The 23622-nt window shown below is 55.6% G+C and carries 23 protein-coding genes; 8 read left to right on the top strand and 15 right to left on the bottom strand.

Going from position 1 to position 23622, the window contains the following annotated elements; genetic code table 11:
- Nucleotides 1-22 precede the first annotated feature (22 nt).
- Nucleotides 23-445, top strand: coding sequence for an acyl-CoA thioester hydrolase YciA (yciA, locus tag ACR6A7_RS02850; protein WP_434123247.1), 423 nt, complete (start codon nt 23-25; stop codon nt 443-445).
- A gap of 27 nt (nt 446-472) precedes the next feature.
- Here the strand turns inward: yciA and tonB are convergent, their stop codons facing one another.
- Complete coding sequence (gene tonB / locus ACR6A7_RS02845) at nt 473-1222, bottom strand: TonB system transport protein TonB (protein ID WP_434123246.1); 750 nt, start codon at nt 1220-1222, stop codon at nt 473-475.
- A gap of 201 nt (nt 1223-1423) precedes the next feature.
- On the opposite strand from tonB, the gene ACR6A7_RS02840 reads away from it, so the two are divergent.
- Entirely contained in the window at nt 1424-1720 is a 297-nt protein-coding gene (locus ACR6A7_RS02840; RefSeq protein WP_033746748.1) for a YciI family protein, read from the top strand.
- 78 nt (nt 1721-1798) lie between these two features.
- A complete protein-coding gene (locus tag ACR6A7_RS02835; RefSeq protein WP_434123245.1) occupies nt 1799-1972 on the top strand; it encodes a hypothetical protein in 174 nt (57 codons plus the stop codon).
- Between the two features lie 25 nt (nt 1973-1997).
- On the opposite strand, the gene ACR6A7_RS02830 is transcribed toward ACR6A7_RS02835, so the two are convergent.
- Nucleotides 1998-2171, bottom strand: a complete 174-nt coding sequence (locus ACR6A7_RS02830) for a YciY family protein (protein WP_123800210.1) — start codon at nt 2169-2171, stop codon at nt 1998-2000.
- A 160-nt stretch (nt 2172-2331) separates the two neighbouring features.
- Between ACR6A7_RS02830 and cls the strand changes: the two genes are divergently transcribed.
- Both cls and ACR6A7_RS02820 read left to right on the top strand, forming a co-directional pair.
- Complete coding sequence (cls, locus tag ACR6A7_RS02825; protein ID WP_434123244.1) at nt 2332-3792, top strand: cardiolipin synthase; 1461 nt, start codon at nt 2332-2334, stop codon at nt 3790-3792.
- A gap of 45 nt (nt 3793-3837) precedes the next feature.
- On the top strand, nt 3838-4161 hold the full coding sequence (locus ACR6A7_RS02820) for an HI1450 family dsDNA-mimic protein (protein WP_033746744.1): 324 nt from the start codon (nt 3838-3840) through the stop codon (nt 4159-4161).
- Between the two features lie 66 nt (nt 4162-4227).
- On the opposite strand, the gene oppF is transcribed toward ACR6A7_RS02820, so the two are convergent.
- From oppF to ACR6A7_RS02785, 7 genes are all read right to left on the bottom strand, one after another.
- Entirely contained in the window at nt 4228-5229 is a 1002-nt protein-coding gene (gene oppF / locus ACR6A7_RS02815; protein WP_033746742.1) for a murein tripeptide/oligopeptide ABC transporter ATP binding protein OppF, read from the bottom strand.
- Nucleotides 5226-6239 carry an ABC transporter ATP-binding protein gene (locus ACR6A7_RS02810; protein ID WP_434123243.1) on the bottom strand — a complete coding sequence of 338 codons (1014 nt, stop codon included), beginning with the start codon at nt 6237-6239 and terminating at the stop codon, nt 5226-5228. The genes oppF and ACR6A7_RS02810 overlap by 4 nt, the downstream gene beginning before the upstream one ends.
- An 11-nt stretch (nt 6240-6250) precedes the next feature.
- Entirely contained in the window at nt 6251-7159 is a 909-nt protein-coding gene (gene oppC, locus ACR6A7_RS02805; protein WP_434123242.1) for an oligopeptide ABC transporter permease OppC, read from the bottom strand.
- 14 nt (nt 7160-7173) lie between these two features.
- Nucleotides 7174-8094 carry an oligopeptide ABC transporter permease OppB gene (gene oppB, locus ACR6A7_RS02800; RefSeq protein ID WP_434123241.1) on the bottom strand — a complete coding sequence of 307 codons (921 nt, stop codon included), beginning with the start codon at nt 8092-8094 and terminating at the stop codon, nt 7174-7176.
- 93 nt (nt 8095-8187) lie between these two features.
- Nucleotides 8188-9825, bottom strand: a complete 1638-nt coding sequence (gene oppA, locus ACR6A7_RS02795; protein WP_434123240.1) for an oligopeptide ABC transporter substrate-binding protein OppA — start codon at nt 9823-9825, stop codon at nt 8188-8190.
- A 150-nt stretch (nt 9826-9975) separates the two neighbouring features.
- On the bottom strand, nt 9976-11592 hold the full coding sequence (locus tag ACR6A7_RS02790; protein WP_434123239.1) for an ABC transporter substrate-binding protein: 1617 nt from the start codon (nt 11590-11592) through the stop codon (nt 9976-9978).
- A 568-nt stretch (nt 11593-12160) separates the two neighbouring features.
- On the bottom strand, nt 12161-12808 hold the full coding sequence (locus tag ACR6A7_RS02785; protein ID WP_033747940.1) for a YchE family NAAT transporter: 648 nt from the start codon (nt 12806-12808) through the stop codon (nt 12161-12163).
- 429 nt (nt 12809-13237) lie between these two features.
- Here ACR6A7_RS02785 and adhE point away from each other — a divergent pair, with 429 nt between their 5' ends.
- A complete protein-coding gene (adhE, locus tag ACR6A7_RS02780; RefSeq protein ID WP_434123237.1) occupies nt 13238-15925 on the top strand; it encodes a bifunctional acetaldehyde-CoA/alcohol dehydrogenase in 2688 nt (895 codons plus the stop codon).
- Nucleotides 15926-15987: 62 nt separating this feature from the next.
- On the opposite strand, the gene tdk is transcribed toward adhE, so the two are convergent.
- Nucleotides 15988-16605 carry a thymidine kinase gene (gene tdk / locus ACR6A7_RS02775; RefSeq protein ID WP_434123236.1) on the bottom strand — a complete coding sequence of 206 codons (618 nt, stop codon included), beginning with the start codon at nt 16603-16605 and terminating at the stop codon, nt 15988-15990.
- A gap of 423 nt (nt 16606-17028) precedes the next feature.
- Between tdk and hns the strand changes: the two genes are divergently transcribed.
- Nucleotides 17029-17436, top strand: a complete 408-nt coding sequence (gene hns, locus ACR6A7_RS02770) for a histone-like nucleoid-structuring protein H-NS (RefSeq protein WP_434123235.1) — start codon at nt 17029-17031, stop codon at nt 17434-17436.
- Nucleotides 17437-17523: 87 nt separating this feature from the next.
- On the opposite strand, the gene ACR6A7_RS02765 is transcribed toward hns, so the two are convergent.
- The 5 genes from ACR6A7_RS02765 to rssA all read right to left on the bottom strand — a co-directional run bounded on the left by ACR6A7_RS02765 (nt 17524) and on the right by rssA (nt 23032).
- The gene (locus ACR6A7_RS02765) at nt 17524-18531 is read right to left on the bottom strand and encodes an NAD-dependent epimerase (protein WP_434123233.1); all 1008 of its coding nucleotides are present in this window, start codon (nt 18529-18531) and stop codon (nt 17524-17526) included.
- Between the two features lie 14 nt (nt 18532-18545).
- Entirely contained in the window at nt 18546-19886 is a 1341-nt protein-coding gene (locus tag ACR6A7_RS02760; protein ID WP_434123232.1) for a UDP-glucose dehydrogenase family protein, read from the bottom strand.
- 22 nt (nt 19887-19908) lie between these two features.
- Complete coding sequence (galU, locus tag ACR6A7_RS02755) at nt 19909-20817, bottom strand: UTP--glucose-1-phosphate uridylyltransferase GalU (protein ID WP_434123231.1); 909 nt, start codon at nt 20815-20817, stop codon at nt 19909-19911.
- Between the two features lie 193 nt (nt 20818-21010).
- The gene (rssB, locus tag ACR6A7_RS02750; RefSeq protein ID WP_434123230.1) at nt 21011-22027 is read right to left on the bottom strand and encodes a two-component system response regulator RssB; all 1017 of its coding nucleotides are present in this window, start codon (nt 22025-22027) and stop codon (nt 21011-21013) included.
- Between the two features lie 99 nt (nt 22028-22126).
- The gene (gene rssA, locus ACR6A7_RS02745; RefSeq protein WP_434123228.1) at nt 22127-23032 is read right to left on the bottom strand and encodes a patatin-like phospholipase RssA; all 906 of its coding nucleotides are present in this window, start codon (nt 23030-23032) and stop codon (nt 22127-22129) included.
- Between the two features lie 93 nt (nt 23033-23125).
- Between rssA and ACR6A7_RS02740 the strand changes: the two genes are divergently transcribed.
- Nucleotides 23126-23581, top strand: a complete 456-nt coding sequence (locus tag ACR6A7_RS02740) for a YchJ family protein (protein WP_434123227.1) — start codon at nt 23126-23128, stop codon at nt 23579-23581.
- Nucleotides 23582-23622: the final 41 nt, after the last annotated feature.

The following is a 23622-nucleotide window of genomic DNA, read 5'->3' as shown; positions in this document are numbered from 1 at the left end:
CACCTGCATAAGAAGTGAAGCAATGGACGAGAGACATAAGTTGCCACAAGGCGAAATGGTGTTGCGTACCCTGGCGATGCCGGCGGACACCAACGCCAATGGCGATATCTTCGGCGGCTGGCTGATGTCGCAGATGGATATGGGCGGCGCTATTCTGGCAAAAGAGATTGCAGAAGGACGGGTGGTGACGGTGCGCGTCGACGGCATGTCGTTTCTCAAACCGGTCGCGGTAGGCGATGTGGTGAGCTGTCACGCGCGCTGCATTCGCACCGGCAACAGCTCTATGACCATTAATGTCGAAGTGTGGATCAAGAAGGTCTCATCAGAACCCATCGGTCAGACCTACTGCGCCACCGAGGCGGTATTTATCTATGTCGCCGTAGATAATGAAGGGAAATCGCGCCCGCTGCCGCCGGGACGCGCGAATCTCGCACCGACGGAGTAGTAAAAAGCGGTCAGATGACCGCTTTTTTTATTCGATGCTGGAGCCGCCGTTCATTTTGAAGACGATCGTCATCTTCAGGTTTTTGCCAGGCCGGCCTGGCTGATAGCGCCACTGCTTCATCGCCTGTTTCACCTCGCGCTCAAACATATTGCGCGGCTGTGCGGAAAGAATAGCGATGTTCTCCACGCGCCCGTCGTCGCCGACGTCAAACTGCACCTGCACGCGTCCCTCAATTCGCAGCGCCTGCGCACGCGCCGGATACCCTGGTTTCGACACGCTGAGCGCCTTCGGCCCCTGCGAGGTCGACGGCGAGGGCGATGGCGAGGGCGTCGATTTCGGCGCGGTTGTGGGTTTCGCCTGGGTGGCTGGCGCCTCCTGTTTAAACGGATTCGCCTGCGGCTTCGCCTCCTGGCGCGGCTTCACCTCGCGTTTGTGCTCTACCTTTGGTTTCGGCTTCGGCTTCGGCTTAGGTTTGGGTTGCGGCACCGGAATTGGCACCGGCTCAGCTTTAGGCGGCTCCGGCACCGGCTGAGGTTCCGGAACAGGCTCTGGCTCCGGCTCTGGCTGAGGCGCCGGCTGTTCCACTACAGGTGCGGGTTCAGGCTGCACTTCCGGCGCGACCAGGCTGACGCTAATCGGCTGTGATACCTCAGGAACGTTGACGACCTGATGAAACGAGGCATAGAGAATGCCGGCGATAACGGAACCGTGCAGGACAACGGAGAGCAGCACAGAAACAGGCGTACGTTTTAAAAAGGGCATCGTCAACGTGGTCATAGCAGTCGCAGTCAGAAAATGAAGCCACGATTTTAAATGCAAATAGCAATCAGTTTCAATAACTGCTGAAAAATGGGCAGATATCGCCGTTTTTTAACCTGACCTGCTGCCCCACATGCATTACACCATCTTTCGTTTGCACTCTTATTTACGATCCCTTACCGTGTTGCGAAAATATGATGAGCCAATGGGGGCTTCAAAGTGCTGTACATCATTTACGCCGAAGATAACGCTGATTCTCTGGAAAAACGCACTTCGGTGCGCCCTGCCCACCTGGCGCGCCTGCAGCTGCTGCAGGATGAAGGCCGTCTGATCGTTGCGGGCCCGATGCCGGCTGTCGACAGCAACGATCCTGGCGTCGCCGGTTTTACCGGTTCAGCGATTATTGCGGAGTTCAGCTCGCAGGAAGCGGCGCAGGCATGGGCAGAGGCCGATCCCTATATCGCGGCTGGCGTTTACAAAAATGTTGCGGTAAAACCCTTCAAACGCGTTTTCTGATTCCCCGACCGATTTTGTTACCCTGGCTTCCGCGTTCGCGCCGAAGCCATTTTTATTTCTTAGCGTGGAGTAAACAGGATGCAATGGCTGGTGATTGCGCTGCTGATGCTGGCCCTCGGGCTGATCGTTAAGGCGCTACTGATCTGGCGGCGTGACGGCTGGAAACAGAAAAAACAGCTTATTGTGATGCTGATTGTCATTGCCGCGGCGGCGCAGCTGGTGAATGTGGTGCTGGTCGCCAGAGGCCACTAAAAAGCCGCCTCTGGGGCGGCTCTGGTCAGGTATTCTGTGTGATAAACAGAATCGAACGGCGCTGCTGCTGCGCCAGCTGATGGCGAATCGCGTGGATCCGGCTGTAGCGACGCGACTGGCCCTCCAGCCAGCGGGCGCGACGGCGATGCACCTGCCGTAACATTCTCCAGCGCGCGACTTCATTTCTGCTTTTTCTCATCACCTTCTCTCCTGCTTCGACATCACGCGGCCGCATTATAGAGATCTTCACGCTAATGCCAACTCGGATCTCTTATCGATCGCGGTGGCGATTGGGGGTTTCGTTGTCGCCTGCCAGCACGTAAACTTCTCTGACCAAGCGCGAACGGGATGTCCACTTAATGACCACCTTTTACACTCTTATCAGCTGGTTGCTGCTGTTTGGCTACTGGTTGCTGATTGCCGGCGTCACGCTGCGTATTTTGATGAAGCGCCGCACGGTTACCTCCGCCATGGCCTGGCTGCTGATTATCTACATCCTTCCACTGGTCGGTATTATCGCCTACCTCTCTTTCGGCGAGCTTCATCTGGGCAAGCGCCGCGCGGAGCGCGCGCGCACCATGTGGCCCGCTACCGCGAAATGGCTGAGCGATCTGCGTCAGCGCAGCCATATTTTTGCGACGGAGCACAGCGACGTCGCGCGCTCGCTGTTCCAGCTCTGCGAGAATCGCCAGGGCATCGCTGGCGTGAAAGGCAATCAGCTGCAGCTGCTCACCAGTTCGGACGACGTGATGCAGGCGCTGATCCGCGATATCCAGCTGGCGCGCCACAATATTGAGATGGTGTTCTATATCTGGCATCCCGGCGGGCTGGCGGACGAGGTGGCAGAATCCCTGATGGCGGCGTCGCGGCGCGGTGTGCACTGCCGTCTGATGCTTGACTCGGCGGGCAGCGTGACCTTTTTTCGCAGTCCCTGGGTCGGCATGATGCGCAACGCTGGCATTGACGTGGTCGAGGCGCTGCAGGTCAGCCTGCTGCGCGTGTTTCTGCGCCGTATGGATCTGCGCCAGCACCGCAAAGTGGTGTTGATTGACAACTACATCGCCTATACCGGCAGCATGAACCTGGTGGATCCGCGCTATTTCAAGCAGGACGCAGGCGTTGGTCAGTGGGTCGACCTGATGGCGCGTATGGAAGGCCCGGTCGCCACCACCATGGGCATCGTCTACAGCTGCGACTGGGAGATTGAGACCGGCAAGCGTATTCTGCCGCCGCCGCCCGACGGCAATATCATGCCGTTTGAACGCGAGAGCGGCCATACGGTACAGGTCATCGCCTCTGGGCCGGGCTTCCCCGAAGATATGATCCATCAGGCGCTGCTGACCGCCGTCTATTCGGCGCGCGAGCAGCTGATTATGACCACGCCCTACTTTGTGCCGAGTGACGACCTGCTGCACGCCATCTGCACGGCGGCGCTGCGCGGCGTCGAGGTAAGCATTATCGTGCCGCGTCATAACGATTCGCTGCTGGTGGGCTGGGCGAGCCGCGCCTTTTTCACCGAGCTGCTGGAAGCGGGCGTCAGGATCTATCAGTTTGAGGACGGTTTGCTGCACACCAAGAGCGTGCTGGTGGACGGCCAGCTCAGCCTGATCGGCACGGTTAATCTCGACATGCGCAGCCTGTGGCTAAACTTTGAAATCACGCTGGTGGTTGATGACGCCGGTTTCGGCAGCGACCTGGCCTGCGTGCAGGACGACTATATCGCGCGCTCGCGTTTGCTGGACGGGAAACGATGGTCAAAACGTGCCTGGTGGCAGCGTATCGTTGAACGACTGTTTTACTTCTTTAGTCCTTTACTGTAAAACGAGCGGAAATTGCAACGCGCCTCAGGGCAGACAGGATCGATCATGGATTTAAATAATCGCCTTACCGAAGACGAAACGCTGGAACAGGCCTACGACATTTTTCTGGAACTGGCAGGCGACAACCTCGATCCGGCGGATATTATTCTTTTCAACCTCCAGTTCGAAGAGCGCGGCGGCGCAGAGCTGTTCGACCCTTCGGAAGACTGGAAAGAGCACGTCGATTTCGATCTTAATCCGGACTTCTTCTCTGAAGTGGTAATTGGGCTGGGCGAAGCGGACGGCGAGCCGATTACCGATGTGTTCGCCCGCGTGCTGCTCTGCCGCGAGAAAGACCACAAGCTGTGTCATATTCTCTGGCGCGAATAAGCGACCTGCGCCGCTTGCAGGGATAATCAACTGGCAAAACGCCGGGCAACTGCCCGGCGTTTTTTATTACAGCGGATCGACCTTCAGGCAGGAGACCGCATGGCGGAAACTCCCCTCCAGCAGCGGACGCGTTTTCGCACACTCGGGGCCAGCGATTGGGCAGCGGGTGCGGAATACGCAGCCTGACGGCGGGTTGATCGGCGACGGCAGTTCCCCTTCCAGCAGCTGGATCTGCTTATTCTTCTCCAGATCGGGATCGGGGATCGGCACCGCCGACATCAGCGCGCGCGTGTAGGGATGCTGCGGGTTGTTGTAGACCGCGTCATAGGTGCCCAACTCGACGGCGTGGCCGAGGTACATCACCAGCACGCGGTCGGAGATGTGCTTCACCACCGCCAGATCGTGCGCGATAAAGATCAGCGACAGCCCCATCTCGCGCTGCAGCTGCTGCAGCAGATTCACCACCTGCGCCTGAATCGAGACGTCGAGCGCCGAGACCGGCTCGTCGCAGATAATCAGCTTAGGCTCAAGGATCAGCGCGCGTGCGATGCCGATACGCTGACACTGTCCGCCCGAGAACTCATGGGGATAGCGGTTGATCAGGTTCGGCAGCAGGCCCACCTTCATCATCATATTTTTGACGCGGTCTTTCACTTCCTGACGCGGCATCTTCGGATGATAGGTGCGCAGCGGCTCGGCGATAATATCGCCGATGGTCATGCGCGGGTTAAGCGAGGCCAGCGGATCCTGGAAGATCATCTGGATATCGCTGCGCGCCTTGCGCCACTCCTCTTCGCTCTGCCCAAGCAGATCGCGCCCCAGCCAGGCGACGCGTCCGTCAGTGGCCTTCACCAGGCCGATAATCGCGCGCGCCAGCGTCGATTTGCCGCAGCCGGACTCGCCGACCACGCCTAAGGTTTCGCCCTCGTAAAGACGCAGGCTGACGCCGTCCACCGCCTTGAGGGATTTCGGCGGCTGCCAGAACCACTGGCGGCCATCTTTAATGTCGAAATGCACCTTGAGATCGGCGATTTCCAGCAGCACTTTTTTCTCAGCGACGGTACTCATACTAACTCCTCAACCGGCTTAAAGCAGGCGCGCAGGCGCCCTTCGCCAAACGGCAGCAGCGGCGGCGCCTGGGTGCAGACGGGCATCGCATGCGGACAGCGCGGCTGAAACGGGCAGCCCTGCGGCAGGCGCAGCAGGTTCGGCGGGTTGCCGGGAATGGTGGTCAGGCTTTCGCCCTCGGCGTCCAGACGCGGCACTGCACTCAGCAGGCCGATAGAATAAGGATGGGCTGGCTGATAGAAAACATCGCGCGCGCGGCCATACTCCATGGTGCGTCCAGCGTACATCACCAGCACCTTGTCACAGATGCCTGCCACCACGCCTAAATCATGAGTGATCATGATAATCGCGGTGTTGAACTCGCGCTTCAGCTCGTTTAGCAGCGTCATGATCTGCGCCTGTACGGTGACGTCCAGCGCCGTGGTCGGCTCATCGGCGATCAGCAGCTTCGGCCGACAGAGCAGCGCCATCGCAATCATCACGCGCTGGCGCATGCCGCCCGAAAACTCGTGCGGGAACATCTTCATGCGTTTGCGCGCTTCCGGCATTTTTACCGCGTCCAGCATGCGCACTGACTCTTCGAACGCCTGCGCGCCGCTCAGCCCCTTGTGCAGCTTCAGCACCTCCATCAGCTGGTCGCCAACACGCATATAGGGATTGAGCGAGGTCATCGGATCCTGGAAGATCATCGCAATCTGCTCGGCGCGCAGCTTGTTCAACGCCTTCTCCGGCAGATTGAGGATCTCTTTGCCATTGAACAGCGCAGAACCGCCGATACGACCGTTTTTCGCCAGCAGCCCCATCAGCGCAAACGCCGTCTGCGATTTGCCGGAACCGGATTCGCCAACAATGCCCAGGGTTTCCCCGGCGCGCAGCGAAAAGTTCAGATCGTTAACGGCCGTCACATCGCCATCGTGGGTCTGAAAGGTAACGCGTAAGTCCTTTACCTCCAGTAACAGCTCGCTTCCCGCGCGGGCAGCCATTGCCGGCTGAAATTCATGAATGGTCATCGGGAAACTCCTTAACGATCTTTCGGGTCGAGGGCGTCACGCAGGCCATCGCCGATGAAGTTGAAACAGAACAGCGTCACCACCAGAAAACCAGCCGGGAACAGCAGCAGCCACGGCGACACTTCCATCGAGTTGGCGCCGTCGCTGAGCAGCGCGCCCCAGCTGCTCAGCGGTTCTTGCGTGCCGAGGCCGAGAAAGCTCAGGAAGGATTCAAACAGGATCATGCTCGGCACCAGCAGTGAGGCGTAAACCACCACCACACCCAGCACGTTCGGCACGATATGGCGCAGTACAATGCTGGCGGTAGAGACGCCGCCAACGTGTGCCGCTTCAATAAACTCTTTACGCTTCAGCCCCAGCGTCTGGCCGCGCACAATACGCGCCATATCAAGCCAGGAGACCATGCCGATAGCGGCGAAAATCAGCAAGATATTGCGGCCGAAAAAGGTCACCAGCAGGATCACAAAGAACATAAACGGAAAAGAGTTCAGGATCTCCAGAATACGCATCATCACCGAGTCGATTTTGCCGCCGAGATAGCCGGCAATCGAGCCGTAAAGCGTGCCGACAATTACCGCGATCAGCGCCGACGCGATGCCCACCATCAGCGAGATACGTCCGCCGATGGCGACGCGCACCAGCAGGTCGCGCCCGGAGGAGTCGGTGCCGAACCAGTGGCCGGAGGTGGTGTCCGGCGCCGCGGACATCATGCCCCAGTCGGTGTCGTCATAGCTAAACTGCGCGAACATCGGGGCGAAAATAACAAACAGCGTGATCAGCACCAGCACCAGCAGGCTGATCAGCGCCGCTCGGTTGTGGATAAAACGGCGACGCGCATCCTGCCACAGGCTGCGCCCTTCTACCTCCAGCTTTTCGCTGAAGGCGTCAAGAGCTTCGCTGTTTTTCTTACTTAACATCATGGCGAGCTCCAGCGTTAGTAACGAATTTTCGGATCGATCACGGCGTAGAGCACGTCGACGATCGCGTTGAAAATAATGGTCAGGACCCCGACCAGAATGGTCAGACTCATCACCAGCGAGTAGTCACGGTTCAGCGCGCCGTTGACGAACAGCTGACCGATACCGGGCAGGCCGTAAATCGACTCGATCACCATTGATCCGGTAATAATGCCGACAAACGCCGGGCCGAGATAGGAGAGTACCGGCAGCAGCGCGGGCTTGAGCGCATGGCGCAGCACAATACGGCGCAGCGGCAGTCCTTTGGCGCGCGCGGTGCGGATGAAGTTAGAGTGCATCACCTCAATCATCGAGCCGCGGGTGATACGCGCGATGCTGGCGATATAGGCCAGCGACAGCGCCACCATCGGCAGCAGCATATAGCGCAGCTGCCCGCCGTTCCAGCCGCCGCCGGGCAGCCATTTCAGGGTGATGGCGAAAAGCAGCACCAGCAGCGGCGCCACCACAAAGCTGGGTATCACCACGCCGGTCATGGCGACCCCCATCACCGCATAATCCCACAGGCTGTTCTGCTTCAGCGCCGCGATGACGCCCGCCGTCACGCCGAGGATCACCGCCAGCACGAAGGCCGCCAGGCCGAGTTTGGCCGAAACCGGGAAGGCGTGGCCGACCAGATAGTTAACCGTATAGTCTTTATATTTAAACGACGGGCCGAAATCGCCGTGCGCCAGCTGGATCAGATAGTCCAGATACTGCTTGCCCATGGGATCGTTCAAATGGTACTTCGCTTCGATATTCGCCATCACTTCCGGCGCCAGCGTGCGTTCGCCGGTGAAAGGGCTGCCGGGCGCGAGGCGCATCATAAAGAAGGAGATGGTGATCAGCACGAAAAGCGTGGGGATCGCTTCGAGCAGTCGACGCAGGATAAATTTTAACATTGCCGTACCTACCAGGCTTATTGCTTCACAAAGCGGACAAAGTACATAAAGGCGGCGCACCACGCGCCGCCCTTGCCGATAGCCTGTTTGCTATTAGTGTTTGATGATGTAGAAATTCTTGTCGAGCGTTTTATCCAGCGGATCCTTGCCGGTATAGCCGCCAACATAAGGTTTCACCAGGCGCGCGTTCACGTAGTAGTAAACCGGCACGATGGTGCTGTCCTTATCCATAATTTGCTCAGCTTTGGCATAATCCGCCGCGCGCGCTTTATCGTCTGCCGCCTTGATCGCATCGTGGATGACTTTATCGAATTCCGCGCTCTTATAGTGCGAGGTATTGTTGCTGCTGTCGGAGAGCATGGTGTTCAGGAAGGAGGTCGGCTCGTTGTAGTCCGCACACCACGCGGCGCGCGCAACGTCAAAGTTGCCCTGATGGCGCGTATCCAGGAAGGTTTTCCACTCCTGGTTTTCCAGCTTGATGTTGACGCCGATATTTTTCTTCCAGATTGACGAGGCGGCGATCGCCAGCTTTTTATGCAGATCTGAAGTGTTGTAGAGCAGATTGAAGGTCAGCGGTTTGTCAGCCGTGTAGCCCGCTTCGGCCAGCAGCTTTTTCGCCTCTTCATTACGCTTCTCCTGCGACCACTTGAACCAGTCCGGCGGCAGAATATCCATGCCGTCGGTGGCTGGCGGCGTATAGCTGTAGGCTGGCAGCTGGCCCTGCGCCAGCACTTTGTTCACGATAATGTCGCGGTCCAGACCCAGCTTAAGCGCGGCGCGCACGCGCGGATCGGTAAACGGCGCTTTCTGGTTGTTGATTTCGTAGTAGTAGGTGCAGAGATAGGGATCGACATGCAGCTCTTTGCCGTTCTCGCGCTGCAGCTTTTTGAACAGCTCAATCGGCATGTTGTTGTAGGTCATGTCGCTGCCGTTTTCCGAGAAGTAGCGGTTTACGTCGCTGACTTCAGAGTTGATCGGCAGGAAGGTGACCTTGTTGAGCACGGTATGCGCATTGTCCCAGTACTGCGGGTTACGCACCAGGGTAATGCGTTCGTTGATCACGTGCGCTTCCAGCTTAAACGCGCCGTTGCCGACCCAGTTCTGCGCCTGCGTCCACTGATCGCCAAATTTTTCAATCGCTGGTTTATAGACTGGCGACATCACGGCATTGATCAGCAGCTTATAAAAATAGGGAACCGGTTCGCTCAGCGTGACCTGTAGCGTATGGTCGTCCAGCGCTTTTACGCCCAGATCGGAGGTCGGTTTTTTGCCGGCGATGATGTCGTCGACGTTTTCAATATGGCCATACTGCAGATAGCTGGCGTAGGGCGATGCGGTTTTCGGATCGGCCAGACGCTGCCAGCTGTAGACGAAATCCTGTGCGGTTACCGGCTCGCCGTTGGACCATTTAGCGTTGTTGCGCAGATGGAAGGTCCAGACTTTGAAATCTTTGTTTTCCCACTTTTCTGCGACGCCGGGCACCGGATGGCCATCGCTGTCGCTGACCAGCAGACCTTCATAGAGGTCGCGCGCGACGTTATCTTCCGGCACGCCTTCGATTTTGTGCGGATCGAGCGACTGCACCTCATCGCCGTTGCCGCGTACCAGCTCCTGTTTGGCCGCCAGTTCAACGCCAGCCGGAACGTTGGCTGCCAGTGCATTCCCTGCCAGGGCGCCCAGTGCTGCCAGAACGCCAGCAGCAATCAGGCTTTTTTTCGTGATGTTGTTCATTATTACACTCCAGTTTTTTATCTTCACCGACGCGGCAAACCGTGTCGGCGTCCCCCGTTAGCGGGTTCCTCATTTTGGCTGAGGATAGTTGTTTGCCCCGAAAGGCTTCAGCACCGCGCGGGCTTCCCGGCTTATGTTGCCAGGTCAGCCTCAGTGCTTTTTAATGAAGTAATATTTCAAATCGGTCATATCGAGCGGGTCTTTGCCAGTAAAACCGCCTGTCCAGGGTTTCACCAGCCGCACGCTGACGCGGTAATAAACTGGCACAATCGCCGAGTCATTGTCGAGCTGTGCTTCAGCCTGCTGATAGAGCGCGGCGCGCGCCGCTTCGCTGCTGGCGGACAGGGTTTGCGCCATCAGACGGTCATACTTCTCGCTGTGGTAAAACGCCGTGTTAATGGAGGCGTTGCCAATCAGCATATTCAAAAAGGTGGAGGGCTCGTTGTAGTCGGCGCACCAGGTGGCGCGCACCACGTCATACTGTGCCTGATGCCGCGTCTCCAGCAGGGTTTTCCACTCCTGATTCTGCAGGCTGACCTGCGCGCCGAGATTCTTTTGCCACATCGAGGCGGCGGCGATCGCCTGCTTTTTGTTTTGATCGGAGGTGTTGTAGAGCAGCGTAAAGCGCAGCGGATGCTGGGCGTTATAGCCTGCTTCAGCCAGCAGTTTTTTCGCGGCCGCATTGCGTTCCGCCTGGCTCCAGCTGAACCAGGCTGGCGGCGTCAGCGTCACCCCCGCCGTCGCAGGCGGCGTCAGGCTATAAGCCGGGATCTGGCCCTGCCCCATGATTTTCTGCGTAATGATATCGCGATCCAGCGTCAGCTTAATGGCGGTACGCACGCGCACGTCGTTAAACGGCGGCTTTTTATTGTTGATCTCGTAGTAGAAGGTGCAGAGCAGCGGGCTGACTTTCACCTGATCGCCTAGTTCGCCCTGCAGCTTGCGGAACAGCTCGGGCGGCACCACGCTGTTGGTCATATCGGTATTGCCGCTGCGATAGCGGTTGACGTCGTTATGGTCCGATTCGATCGGCAGAAAAGTCCCCTGTTCAATCACCGTGTGCGCGTTATCCCAGTAACCAGGATTGCGCTTTAGCACCAGCTTCTCATTAATCACCCATTCGCTCAGCAGATAGGCGCCGTTGCCGACGTAGTGCTCGGGACGCGTCCAGGCATCGCCCCACTTCTCTACCGTCGCGGCGTTGACCGGTGACAGCGCGGTGTTTGCCAGCATTGAGATAAAATAGGGCACGGGTTCGCTCAGGATGACCTGCAAATGACGATCGTCCAGCGCCCTGACGCCGAGGCTGTCGGGCGCGGCTTTACCGGCCACGATCGCGTCGATATTGCTGAGGTGCGCCGCCTGAAGGTAGCTGGCATAGGGCGAGGAGGTTTTAGGATCGGCGAGACGTCGCCAGCTGTAAACAAAATCGTGCGCGGTAACGGGCGCGCCGTTGCTCCATTTCGCGTTGTCGCGCAGAGTGAAGGTCCAGACCTTTCCGCCCTCGTTTTGCCACGACTGCGCCACGCCCGGCACGATAACGCCGCTGTTGTTGGTAGTTACCAGCCCTTCCAGCAGGTTGGAGATAATGCGCGATTCCGGCACGCCCTCCGTCTTTTGCGGATCGAGCGAAGAGACCTCTGTGCCGTTATTGATCACGATATTTTGCGTGGCGGCGAGTTCGGTGCCTGGGGGAACAGTCGCGGCGTGCGCCGCGCCGGAGAGTATCATCAAGCTGAGTGACAGCGGCGTAATCTTCCATTTCATCAAAAAAGTTAACCCTTCTTCATAAGCCCTTTAGCTCATAAGCAAGAAGCGTTCTCACTTTGAGACCAAATGAAAAACTGTTGCGCCGAAAATTAGCAGAACGCCGCCTCTGCCGACAAAGTAAAAATAACAAAAATGTTACCTGATTCTCTTTTATCACGTCTTTATGCAGGAGAACAGCGTTAATTTTTGCGCAGAAATAAGGATTATCACCCTGTTTATACAGCACTTTACCTGTTTTTCGGCTTCAACTCGCGCTTTCTCCCTTTCGTGCCGGTAAGAATGCGCAACCCTTCTGTCTTTATCTTCATTGTGAAAACAAAAAACAGATAATTGCAGCTTTCATGCCAGTTTATGATGCCGTTTCAGCAAGTAATGACATTTTATGATGTGAAAATAGTCACAGCAGGATGCAAACGCTTCCGGAGCGCCAGGCGGGCAAGTAATTTACTTAATAATTTTTGCAGCAGATTAAGCCACAGGAATAATTGCATCTTAATGGTGCAAAAAAGTCTGCCATTGCACCATTAAGAGACATAACAGCGTTTGTGCCGGAAATTAAGCCGTCTTAATTCACCAGGCCGGGAAATAGCGCTTTGATGCCGGTGACGACAAACTCAATGCCGAGGGCCATCAGCAGCAGACCCATAATACGCGTGATCACGTTAATGCCGGTCTGACCCAACACGCGCACCATCAGCGGCGCGGCGCGAAACAGCAGCCAGCAGCAAAAGGCGAAGAGCGCAATCGCCACGCTAAAGCCCAGCAGGTTTTGCCAGCTATGGTAGCGCGTGCTCCAGACAATCGTGGAGCTGATAGCGCCAGGACCGGCCATTAGCGGCAGCGCGAGCGGCACCACGCCGATACTCTCACGAATGGCGGTTTCCGATTTCTCCTGCTTGTTCTGCTTATCTTCCCCCAGCTTGCCGCTGATCATCGACATAGCGATAGTGACCACCAGAATGCCGCCTGCGATGCGGAAGGAGTCGATAGAAATGCCAAAAATATGCAGGATGGCGTCGCCGAGAAACAGCGAGGTCCAGAGAATAATGGCGACTGCCAGATTCGCAGTCATATTGGTTTTATTACGCTCAGCCGCCGCCTGATAGCTGGTCATGCTGATAAAGACGGGAATAATGCCCACTGGATTCACCAGCGCGAACAGGCCAACAAAGAATTTGATATAGCCCGAAAGATCAAGCAACGCAGGGTTCACGGTTCGCTCCGATGAGGATAAAGAAATCGCGCTTAATTTACGCAAAAACTGCCGCGTAAACCAGTCAACTAAACAGAAAATTCTGCTGCTTCAGGGCAACGCAGAGCGCCTCTTGCGCCCGCGCGACAGGCAGAGCAGGCGCACAAGCGGGCGACCCGCTTAGCCCGCCTGTTTTAGACAAAAATGGCTGCTGAAAGGTGTCAGCTTGGGGTTAAATTGATCTGAATCAACATTCCTCTACCCCATTCCAGGTAATCTTTTTCCAACGAAAGTTATCAGCAAGGTTATTTGCTCCGTGCGAAAACTCTTTCAGTAAGCCAACGAATATTCTGACCTTTTGGCTTAGGCCAAAATATTAGCGCAGCATGGCTATAATCAGGACTCCGGGCAGGTTTACTAACAGAGTTTAACTTCCTTCAGGAGAGCACCATGGCCGTTACTAATGTCGCTGAACTTAACGCACTGGTAGAACGCGTAAAACAAGCACAGCGTGAATACGCCAACTTCACTCAAGAACAGGTTGACGCCATCTTCCGCGCCGCCGCCCTCGCCGCCGCTGACGCCCGCATCCCTCTCGCCAAAATGGCGGTCGCCGAATCTGGCATGGGTATCGTCGAAGATAAAGTGATTAAAAACCACTTTGCCTCAGAGTATATCTATAACGCTTATAAAGACGAAAAGACCTGTGGCGTGCTGGACACCGACGATACGTTCGGCACCATCACCATCGCTGAGCCCATCGGACTGATTTGCGGTATTGTTCCCACAACCAACCCAACCTCAACGGCAATTTTTAAAGCGCTGATTAGCCTGAAAACCCGCAACGGCATTATCTTCTCACCGCATCCGCGCGCCAAAGACGCCACAAATAAAGCGGCGGATATCGTGCTGCAGGCCGCCATCGCCGCCGGCGCGCCAAAAGATATTATCGGCTGGATCGACGCGCCCTCCGTCGAGCTCTCTAATCAGCTGATGCACCACCCTGACATCAACCTTATTCTGGCGACCGGCGGCCCCGGCATGGTGAAAGCCGCTTACAGCTCCGGTAAACCCGCTATCGGCGTCGGCGCGGGCAATACGCCGGTGGTGATTGACGAAACGGCCGATATCAAACGCGCCGTTGCCTCTATCCTGATGTCCAAAACCTTCGATAACGGCGTTATCTGCGCCTCCGAGCAGTCGGTTATCGTGGTTGACGCCGTTTATGATGCGGTGCGTGAGCGCTTCGCCAGCCACGGCGGCTATCTGCTGCAGGGCGAGGAGCTGAAAGCGGTTCAGAACGTTATCCTGAAAAACGGCGCGCTTAACGCAGCCATCGTAGGTCAGCCAGCGTACAAAATCGCTGAACTGGCTGGCATCAGTGTGCCGAGCAGCACCAAGATTCTGATTGGTGAAGTGAAGCGGGTAGATGAATCAGAGCCCTTTGCCCATGAAAAGCTCTCGCCGACGCTGGCGATGTACCGCGCCAGCGATTTCGAAGATGCCGTGGCGAAAGCGGAAAAGCTGGTGGCGATGGGCGGTATCGGCCACACCTCTTGTCTCTATACCGACCAGGACAATCAGAAAGCGCGCGTCAACTTCTTCGGCGACCGCATGAAAACCGCGCGTATTCTGATCAACACCCCGGCTTCACAAGGCGGTATCGGCGACCTCTACAACTTCAAGCTGGCGCCTTCTCTGACGCTGGGCTGCGGATCCTGGGGCGGCAACTCTATTTCTGAAAACGTGGGACCGAAACACCTCATCAACAAGAAAACCGTGGCTAAGCGAGCAGAAAACATGTTGTGGCATAAACTTCCGAAATCCATCTATTTCCGCCGCGGCTCGCTGCCAATTGCGCTGGAAGAGGTGGCCGCCGACGGTGCGAAACGCGCCTTTATCGTCACTGACCGCTTCCTGTTCAATAACGGCTACGCCGATCAGGTGACGCGCGTGCTGAAATCGCACGGCATTGAAACCGAAGTCTTCTTTGAAGTTGAGGCTGACCCGACGCTGAGCATCGTGCGTAAAGGCGCCGAGCAGATGAACAGCTTTAAGCCTGACGTGATTATTGCGCTGGGCGGCGGCTCCCCGATGGATGCCGCGAAAATCATGTGGGTGATGTATGAACATCCCGAAACCCATTTCGAAGAGCTGGCGCTGCGCTTTATGGATATCCGCAAACGTATCTATAAATTCCCGAAAATGGGCGTGAAAGCGCGCATGATCGCCATCACCACCACCTCAGGCACCGGTTCAGAAGTGACGCCGTTTGCCGTCGTGACGGACGACGCCACCGGTCAGAAATATCCGCTGGCGGACTACGCCCTGACCCCGGACATGGCGATTGTCGACGCCAATCTGGTGATGGAGATGCCGCGTTCGCTCTGCGCCTTCGGCGGTCTGGATGCGGTAACGCACGCGCTGGAAGCCTATGTTTCGGTGCTGGCTAACGAATACTCTGACGGCCAGGCGCTGCAGGCGCTGAAACTGCTGAAAGAGAACCTGCCAGCCAGCTATCAGGAAGGGGCGAAAAACCCGGTGGCGCGTGAACGCGTGCACAACGCCGCTACTATCGCCGGTATCGCTTTTGCCAATGCCTTCCTTGGCGTCTGTCACTCCATGGCGCACAAGCTGGGTTCCGAGTTCCATATTCCGCACGGTCTGGCCAACGCGCTGCTGATTTGCAACGTTATCCGCTATAACGCTAACGATAACCCGACTAAGCAGACGGCGTTCAGCCAGTACGACCGCCCGCAGGCGCGCCGCCGCTACGCGGAAATCGCAGACCATTTAGGTCTGGCGGCGCCTGGCGACCGCACCGCGCAGAAAATCGAGAAGCTGCTGGCGTGGCTGGATGAGATGAAAACTCAGCTGGGTATTCCCACCTCTATCCGTGAAGCCGGCGTACAGGAAGCGGACTTCCTGGCGAAAGTCGACAAGCTGGCCGAAGATGCCTTCGACGACCAGTGCACCGGCGCTAATCCGCGCTATCCGCTGATCGCCGAGCTGAAACAGATTATGATGGATACCTTCTACGGCCGCGAATACGCCGAGCCCTTCGCCGATGTGGCGCAGGCGCAGGCCGCACAGCCGGTGAAAGTGGAGAAAGCCGAGAAGAAAGCGAAAAAAGCCTGATAACCGGCCTGTAAGGAAAAACCCGCTTTGGCGGGTTTTTTTATGGCTGTCGGGAGCCGGCGTCAGCCAGGTTTTTGCTGGCCGTAGATGGCGGCCAGCGACCCCTGCTCTATCGCCTGCTTGTAATGCTTACGGCATACCGAGATATAACGCTCGTTGCCGCCGATCACCACCTGCTCCCCCTCGCTGTAGGGTCGGCCTTCGCCGTCGAGCCGCAACACCATACCCGCCTTACGGCCGCAGTGGCAGACGGTTTTCAATTCCACCAGCTTGTCGGCCCATGCAAGCAAATACTGGCTGCCGCCAAAGAGTTCGCCGCGAAAGTCGGTGCGCAGTCCGTAGCAGAGCACCGGGATATCCATATTGTCCACGACGTCCGAGAGCGCCTTGACCTGATCGCGCGTCAGAAACTGGCATTCGTCTACCAGTACGCAGTGCACCGGCTGGCGCGCATGTTCCGCTCCGATCTCCGCATCGAGCTGCGTTTGCGCATTAAACAGGGCGGCAGGCGACGAAAGACCAATACGGGAGCTAACCTTGCCCGCGCCGAAGCGATCGTCAATTTCAGCGGTATAGACCAGGGTCCTCATGCCGCGCTCCTGATAATTGTAAGAGGACTGTAATAGCGCGGTGGATTTCCCTGCATTCATTGCGGAATAATAAAAATAGAGCTGAGCCATTAGCGTGGTTTCTCAAAGCATTGCAAACAGAATAGGCGGAATTCTATCACAGATAAACGCAAATTATGGCGGCGATTATTTGGCGCAGGCTGTTTACAACTTAGCCAGCAAGAGAAAAACGCGCGTGGGCTTTACTCTTTTTTAATCATTTGTACCTGAACTTTATTGTTGAACGGTACTCTGGCATGTCGGCCTGGCCTTAGGTTACTCTGAAAGCACTGCTTACTTTAACGTTTCGATTTTTCATAACGTGGCGACGTGCGAATATCGACCGCCTTAACGTTTCATTTGATTAAACCTCAGCGTAAATTTAAATTACCATTGTTTACCGCTTCACTTATTTTACTATTGCAGTAATTTTTTGCCGCCACTATTATTAGCTGGCAGAACACCTCTTCATTAATATATTCAGAGATCAGGACAATGAGCGAAGCACTAAAAATCCTTAATAATATCCGTACATTACGCGCACAGGCTCGAGAGTGTTCACTGGAAACGCTGGAAGAAATGCTGGAAAAACTCGACGTCGTGGTTAATGAGCGCCGCGAAGAAGAGACGCATGCTAAAGCAGAAAGTGAAGAACGCACGCGCAAACTTGAGCAATACAGAGAAATGCTGCTGGCGGATGGAATCGATCCCAATGAGCTGTTGAGTACAATGGCTGAAACCAAAGCGCCAGGTAAAACTAAACGCGCTGCGCGTCCGGCTAAATATCAGTATGTGGATGAAAATGGCGAAACCCGCACCTGGACCGGTCAGGGTCGCACGCCTGCGGTAATCAAAAAAGCGATCGAAGAAGAAGGTAAACAGCTGGACAGCTTTCTGCTGTAATAACTGATAGTGCTTCAATCATTTGGGTCACCCTGATTAGGTGACCCCGGATAAATCAGGGAAAGGAAGCGCAGGCTTCCTTTTTTATCAGACGTTGTAAAATTCACGATACCAGCTGACAAAGCGCGCTACGCCCTCTTCTACGCTGGTCTGCGGCTTAAAGCCAATCGCCTGATAGAGCGCCTCGGTATCTGCGCTGGTTTCCAGCACGTCGCCGGGCTGCATCGGCAGCAGATTTTTCTTCGCGGTAACGCCTAACGCTTTTTCAATCGCCTCAATATAGCTAATCAGACTGGTCGGCTGACTGTTTCCGATGTTATATACGCGGTACGGTGCAGAACTGGTGGCAGGCGAACCCGTTTCTACCGTCCAGCTCTCATCACGCTGCGGAATAACATCCTGCAGACGCACAATAGCTTCGGCAATATCGTCGATATAGGTAAAGTCGCGCTTCATTTCACCGCGGTTATAGACGTCGATCGCTTCACCAGCAATCATGGCGCGGGTAAATTTAAACAGCGCCATATCCGGACGGCCCCATGGGCCATATACGGTGAAAAAACGCAGGCCGGTCGTTGGCAGATTATAAAGATGCGAATAGGTATGCGACATCAGCTCATTGGCTTTTTTCGTCGCGGCGTAAAGCGAAACCGGATGATCAACGCTGTCGTCCGTCGAAAAAGGCATTTTACGATTCAGCCCATAAACAGAACTGGAGGATGCATAGAGCAGATGCTCGATTTTATGATGACGGCATCCTTCAAGAATATTTAAATGCCCCGTCAGGTTGGCGTCGGCATAGGCGTGAGGATTATCGATAGAATAGCGTACGCCCGCCTGCGCGCCCAGATGAATGACGCGTTGAAAGGCATGTTGTTCGAATAACGAGGCAATGGCGGCGCGATCCCCCAGCTCCATTTTAATAAACCTGAAGCTGGGGTGCTGTGCGATTAAATCAAGACGAGATTGTTTCAGGCCGACATCATAATAGTCATTAAGATTATCGATGCCGACAATCTGGTGACCGGCAGCCAGCAAGCGTTGAGTGACGTGAAATCCAATAAAGCCTGCGGCGCCGGTGACCAGAATGTTCATACTTCCCTCGTTAATTACGCAATTTGAATAGACGCTCCGCGGCCGATTGCATAATAAACGAAACCGCGTTTGCTGATACGCTCTGGATCATACAGGTTGCGACCATCAAAAATCACGGGTTCTTTAAGGGAATTTTTAATGACGTCAAAGTCCGGCGCACGGAAGTTCTGCCACTCGGTGCAGATGACCAGGCCATCCGCGCCCTGCAGCGCCGCTTCTTTGGTGCCCATCAGCTTCAGATCGCTGCGGTGACCATAGATGCGCTGCGCTTCGTCCATTGCTTCCGGATCGAACGCCTGAACGCTTGCGCCAGCTTCCCACAGCGATTCCATCAGCACGCGGCTGGAGGCTTCACGCATGTCGTCGGTGTTCGGCTTAAACGACAGACCCCAGACAGCAAAAGTTTTACCGCTCAGATCGTCGCCGAAGTGGCGCTTGATAAAAGCGGGCAGCTTGGTTTTCTGGCTGTCGTTAACATCTTCCACCGCCTGTAACAGACGCGGCTTATAGCCGATCGACTCAGCAGTACGGATCAGCGCCTGCACGTCTTTCGGGAAGCAGGAACCGCCGTAGCCGCAGCCTGGGTAGATAAAGTGGTAGCCGATACGTGAATCAGAACCAATGCCCTGACGCACTTTCTCGACGTCCGCACCCAGACGTTCGGCAAGGTTGGAGATCTCATTCATGAAGCTGATTTTGGTCGCCAGCATGCAGTTCGCTGCATACTTGGTCAGCTCCGCGCTGCGGATATCCATAACAATCATTCGGTCGTGATTGCGGTTGAACGGCTCATAGAGTTCGCGCAACAGCTCTTCAACTTCCTCATTGTCCGTACCCACTACGATGCGCTCAGGACGCATGCAGTCGTTAACGGCTGCGCCTTCCTTGAGAAACTCCGGGTTGGATACGACGTCAAACGTCAGGCTGATGCCGCGATCGCGCAGGGTCTCTTCCATCACGCGACGCACTTTATCCGCTGTTCCAACAGGAACGGTGGATTTATCAAGCACAACCTTGTGATCCTTCATATGCTGCGCAATGGTACGAGCAACGGCGGTCACATATTTAAGGTCAGCCGAACCGTCCTCATCTGGCGGCGTACCCACGGCGATAAACTGCATGACGCCGTGATTAACGCCCTCTTCCGCATCTGTGCTGAACTTAAGGCGACCCGCCTCATAGTTCGACATAACCAGCGGCGTAAGGCCGGGTTCAAAAATGGGGATGATGCCTTTTTTCAGGTTTTCGACTTTTTTCGCGTCGACATCAATGCAGAGAACGTCATGTCCGACTTCGGCCAACACCGCAGCCTGAACCAGACCGACATAGCCGATACCAAATACAGTGACTTTCATTGAGTTATCCTGTGTTTATGAATTACTTTTTGTTGCCAACTGCGCTATCGAGCCACTGAGAAAAATCTTTGCCCAGCACTGGATGGCGTACACCGTACTCAACGAATGCCTGCATATAGCCGAGTTTATTACCGCAGTCATGGCTTACGCCTTTCAGGTGGTAAGCTTCAACGGTCTCTTTCTCCATCAGCATGGCGATAGAGTCGGTCAGCTGTACTTCGCCGCCTGCGCCCGGAGGGGTTTTCGCCAGCAGAGGCCAGATATCGGCAGAGAGAACGTAACGGCCAACAACCGCGAGGTTAGACGGCGCTTCAGTGGCTTTCGGTTTCTCAACCACACCTACCATCGGCGCGCTGTCGCCCGGCTGCAGTTCTGCACCCTGGCAGTCCACTACACCGTAGGCCGTCACATCGGCAACTGGCTCAACCATGATCTGGCTGCGGCCAGACTCTTCATAACGGCTCAGCATCTCTGCCAGGTTATCTTTGGTTGGGTTAGATTCATATTCGTCGATAATGACGTCTGGCAGGATGACCGCAAAGGGTTCATCACCAATCAGGGGGTGCGCACACATCACAGCGTGGCCCAAACCTTTAGCGATGCCCTGACGAACCTGCATGATGGTGACGTGCGGCGGGCAAATTGACTGGATTTCATCCAGCAGCTGACGCTTGACGCGTTTTTCCAGCATGGATTCCAGTTCGAAGCTGGTATCGAAGTGGTTTTCGATAGCATTTTTGGATGAGTGCGTTACGAGCACAATTTCGTTAATTCCTGCTGCGATGCACTCGTTAACGACATACTGAATTAACGGCTTATCGACCAGCGGTAACATCTCTTTCGGAATCGCTTTTGTCGCAGGGAGCATACGGGTGCCCAAACCTGCTACAGGGATTACCGCTTTTTTTACTTTGGACTTATAGGCAGACATCAAGATACCTCTCTTATAGGCCGTTCAAGTTAATACTTGATATGTCGGTTGAAATTCGGGAATGAGTATATCAGCTACCATCGAACGGATTTATCCTGGAAGGAGTCAATCCGCCGAATTTAAGACTATTACCCAAGTGTAAAGCTAACCTCTGGACCTGTCTTCAGACCGCGACGAAATTAAATTTTTTCGCCTATTCATCAGCCGATAACATCAGACGGATCCTGCCTCCGGCGCCCCAGACGTGGCATTGCCAGCTGTCAGCCCGCTGACTGATTTGATTGAGATGCGTGCTTCCCATAGTGCCAAGGGGAACGCCGTTACTGAGTTGAATTTGGTGGGCGTGAACATGCAGTGTGGCGTTTAATCCAGCAGAAACCAGAATCAGGTTCTGAAAGGTGCGATGGTAATAGCCAACCAGTAGCGGAAACTGCCCGCTCAGATTAGCCTGACGCAACAGCAGATTCACCTGACGCAGCAAACCGTTTAACTCTGGCAGCCGCTGTTTTTGGCCGGAAAGCTGCTCCTGCAGCAGACCGTTGAACAGCGCGCGCAGCAGCAGTGCCGCCAGCACGCCGTTATCGCCTGCGCGGGTAACGTCAAGACAGTAAAAAGCGAGATCGTTGTCGGAGAGTGCCGCGATATCCAGTACCAGTCCCGGCTGTTCGGCCATGGTAAGCTGTCGGTAATTAACGCGGCAATTGGCCACCGTCTGCTGGACCGGCGGCTGAAGCTGTTTAAGCAGCTTCGCGGCAGCGACCGGATCGCGCACCAGCGCGTCCCAGTCCTGAAACAGCTGTTCGTCCTCTTCCACTTTAGAGGTGAACATCGAAGGATAGAGACATTCATAGACCGCTTCACGGAAGCGTTCGAAATTTTTCAGTGGCTTAAGCAGCACGTCCTGCACGCCAAGGCGCAAAACGTGAGCGATATCCGCCATATTTTCCGTCGCTGAGATAATCAGAATCGGCACGCTGTTGCCGCGCGTGCGGATATGCTCGACAAACTGAATGCCGTTCATACGCGGCATCTCCAGATCGCATATCACCAGATCCATATCATGCTGCTGCAGATAGCCAATGCCATCAATGCCGTCGCCGGCTTCAAACGTGCTGGCGCCGAGCGCCAGCAAGAAGTTGTTTACCAGAGAACGGAAAACGACCTCATCTTCGACAATGAGTATCTTTTTGCCGATTAGTGGTTTCTCCATTCTTTCCCCCTGCGTACCAGATCAATCAATAGTGGTTCATAAAACGCAGTTGCGCCTTTCAGAATTAGCCGAAGTAACACCTGTGAATGAACAACCTGATTATCTGTTTCGCACCAGCGGTAATAGTTCATCCATTTTTTTCTCAACGGCGGCCCTGCCTGCCTCGATAGCCTCTTCTGCGCGGTGAAAGTCCAGCGTCGAAATCTGCGGACAAAACGGCTGAATCAGCACATCGGGAGGATCGCCTGCCATACGGTTACGCTTCAGGCGATTTTCCAGCACCTGGATGGATGTTGACATAATCTCCATCGCACCCGGCGTTTGTGTAGTGCGGCGATGGGTCAATCCCACCAGCCGCTGACGTATTTTTTTAGCCCAACTCAGGGCTGCGGCTGAAACCGCTTCGTCGCTGTTCTGCGGCGTGACAGACAGGAGATCCTGCTGCATCAGATGCGCGTCATGCTGAAGATCGACAGCGATAACGATATCCGCGCCCAACGCTCGGGTAAGCGAAACGGGTACGGGATTCACTACCGCGCCATCCACCAGCCAGTAACCATTGTAGCCGACCGGCGGCAATAAGCCTGGCATACTACAGGATGCGCGCACAGCCTGATGTAGATCGCCCTCGGTCAGCCATAATTCCCGGCCGGTACTGAGGTTGGTCGCCACCACGCCGAACGGCTTGCCGCAGCGCTCAAGACGATGTTGCGTAATCAGCTGACGCACGTGGCTGAAGACGCGCTCGCCGCGCAGCAGACCGCCGCGCTGCCAGGAGAGGTCCATCAGACGAATAACATCCCAGTAGCGAAAGGCGCTGACCCATTTCTCCATCTGCGGCAAGCGGTCATTGACATAAGCCGCGCCAACCAGCGCGCCCACGGAACACCCCGCTACCACGTCGATTTCGACGCCCGCTCGCGTCAGGGCGTTAATAACACCGATATGCGCCCATCCCTTGGCAGCGCCTGACCCTAACGCCAGCCCGATTTTAACCTTTCTCATTTACCCTCTGTCGCCAGCGACTGTGCATAGCTTCACTGCGCCAGGTCGGCTACCATATGGCGTCAACTTACTTTATCGCTCACAGGAGTTATTGTGTCCGAACCCTGTCCTTGCTGCAGCGGGAAGCAGTATAGCTTATGTTGCGCGCCCTTTCTGTCTGGCGAACAACTGCCTGAGTCGGCTGAACAGTTAATGCGCTCGCGCTATACCGCCTATGCCATGCAAAACAGCGACTGGCTGGTCGCCAGCTGGCATCCCGACCAGCGTCTGCCCGATATGGCGCAGCGATTATCCGAAAGTTTCGCCGGTACTGAGTGGCTAAGCCTGAATGTAACCTGTTGTAATCATGGAAGCCATGATAATGAAGCTTTCGTCACCTTTTTTGCGCGATACCGCGAAAATTCGCAGATAAGCGCAATCCACGAGCGTTCTCGCTTTCTTCGCGAGGACCACCGCTGGTACTATGTCGATGGAACAGCGCCCGCCGTAGGGCGCAACGATCGCTGTCCTTGTGGCGCCGATAAAAAATACAAGAAATGTTGCGGCTGAACAGCATACGGCCCAACGGTTTTACCCAATCGCTTTGACAG

The organism is Pantoea phyllosphaerae (assembly GCF_051025595.1).
In the GTDB taxonomy this organism is placed as follows: domain Bacteria; phylum Pseudomonadota; class Gammaproteobacteria; order Enterobacterales; family Enterobacteriaceae; genus Pantoea.
This window is presented reverse-complemented; position numbering and strand designations above follow the sequence as displayed.

Excerpts from the sequence above, each read along its gene's own strand:
- ACR6A7_RS02835 (WP_434123245.1), top strand. The coding sequence starts at position 1,799 with ATGCAATGGCTGGTGATTGCGCTGCTGATGCTGGCCCTCGGGCTGATC.
- ACR6A7_RS02830 (WP_123800210.1), bottom strand. The coding sequence starts at position 2,171 with ATGAGAAAAAGCAGAAATGAAGTCGCGCGCTGGAGAATGTTACGGCAG.
- oppA (WP_434123240.1), bottom strand. The coding sequence starts at position 9,825 with ATGAACAACATCACGAAAAAAAGCCTGATTGCTGCTGGCGTTCTGGCA.
- oppF (WP_033746742.1), bottom strand. The coding sequence starts at position 5,229 with ATGAGTACCGTCGCTGAGAAAAAAGTGCTGCTGGAAATCGCCGATCTC.
- cls (WP_434123244.1), top strand. The coding sequence starts at position 2,332 with ATGACCACCTTTTACACTCTTATCAGCTGGTTGCTGCTGTTTGGCTAC.
- adhE (WP_434123237.1), top strand. The coding sequence starts at position 13,238 with ATGGCCGTTACTAATGTCGCTGAACTTAACGCACTGGTAGAACGCGTA.
- galU (WP_434123231.1), bottom strand. The coding sequence starts at position 20,817 with ATGTCTGCCTATAAGTCCAAAGTAAAAAAAGCGGTAATCCCTGTAGCA.
- ACR6A7_RS02810 (WP_434123243.1), bottom strand. The coding sequence starts at position 6,239 with ATGACCATTCATGAATTTCAGCCGGCAATGGCTGCCCGCGCGGGAAGC.
- rssB (WP_434123230.1), bottom strand. The coding sequence starts at position 22,027 with ATGGAGAAACCACTAATCGGCAAAAAGATACTCATTGTCGAAGATGAG.
- tonB (WP_434123246.1), bottom strand. The coding sequence starts at position 1,222 with ATGACCACGTTGACGATGCCCTTTTTAAAACGTACGCCTGTTTCTGTG.
- tdk (WP_434123236.1), bottom strand. The coding sequence starts at position 16,605 with ATGGCTCAGCTCTATTTTTATTATTCCGCAATGAATGCAGGGAAATCC.
- oppB (WP_434123241.1), bottom strand. The coding sequence starts at position 8,094 with ATGTTAAAATTTATCCTGCGTCGACTGCTCGAAGCGATCCCCACGCTT.
- ACR6A7_RS02820 (WP_033746744.1), top strand. The coding sequence starts at position 3,838 with ATGGATTTAAATAATCGCCTTACCGAAGACGAAACGCTGGAACAGGCC.
- ACR6A7_RS02765 (WP_434123233.1), bottom strand. The coding sequence starts at position 18,531 with ATGAACATTCTGGTCACCGGCGCCGCAGGCTTTATTGGATTTCACGTC.
- hns (WP_434123235.1), top strand. The coding sequence starts at position 17,029 with ATGAGCGAAGCACTAAAAATCCTTAATAATATCCGTACATTACGCGCA.
- yciA (WP_434123247.1), top strand. The coding sequence starts at position 23 with ATGGACGAGAGACATAAGTTGCCACAAGGCGAAATGGTGTTGCGTACC.
- oppC (WP_434123242.1), bottom strand. The coding sequence starts at position 7,159 with ATGATGTTAAGTAAGAAAAACAGCGAAGCTCTTGACGCCTTCAGCGAA.
- ACR6A7_RS02790 (WP_434123239.1), bottom strand. The coding sequence starts at position 11,592 with ATGAAATGGAAGATTACGCCGCTGTCACTCAGCTTGATGATACTCTCC.
- rssA (WP_434123228.1), bottom strand. The coding sequence starts at position 23,032 with ATGAGAAAGGTTAAAATCGGGCTGGCGTTAGGGTCAGGCGCTGCCAAG.
- ACR6A7_RS02760 (WP_434123232.1), bottom strand. The coding sequence starts at position 19,886 with ATGAAAGTCACTGTATTTGGTATCGGCTATGTCGGTCTGGTTCAGGCT.